1 protein-coding gene is annotated in these 472 nt (G+C 27.1%); it reads left to right on the top strand.

What is annotated here, in order from left to right:
- Positions 1-472 (top strand): hypothetical protein (locus tag K8344_RS14020; protein ID WP_237609299.1); only part of this gene is annotated, 472 nt, incomplete at both ends.

The following is a 472-nucleotide window of genomic DNA, read 5'->3' as shown; positions in this document are numbered from 1 at the left end:
AAGCAATTTATGAAATTAAGAATGACAGTCTATTTGTAAATGCTATTATAGATTGCCATTCATTGGATAACAAAAATTTAATTCCAAAAAACTATTTCAAAAAATTATTCGGAGAAAAGGTCAAAAACAATAAAGTTTTTGTTGACTGGTTTAGTGGGAATATTAGTTTTCCAACTAAAAGAACCGACAATAAGATGATTAATTGGGATGGCGTATTCGAACGGATTTTTATGTACGAAAATGTCATTGAAATTGAAAATGGCAAAATTTTAAAAATAAGCGAACAGCAAAATTATGTGGATTTAAAAGATGGAATAGATAGATTAGATAGAGAAAATATAACCCAAGCTATTTTTGACAGAATTAAAAACTATAATTGGACTAAAAAAGATAAATTTGATTGTTCTGAATTATACACAGTAACGATTGGAGAAAAGGGAAAAGTCACTAATGTTATTATGACCGAATATCA

It is taken from the genome of Aequorivita xiaoshiensis (assembly GCF_022008395.1).
Classification (GTDB): Bacteria; Bacteroidota; Bacteroidia; order Flavobacteriales; family Flavobacteriaceae; genus Aequorivita; species Aequorivita xiaoshiensis.
The sequence above is the reverse complement of the archived record's forward strand: the minus strand, read 5'-3'. Positions and strand labels throughout refer to the sequence as shown.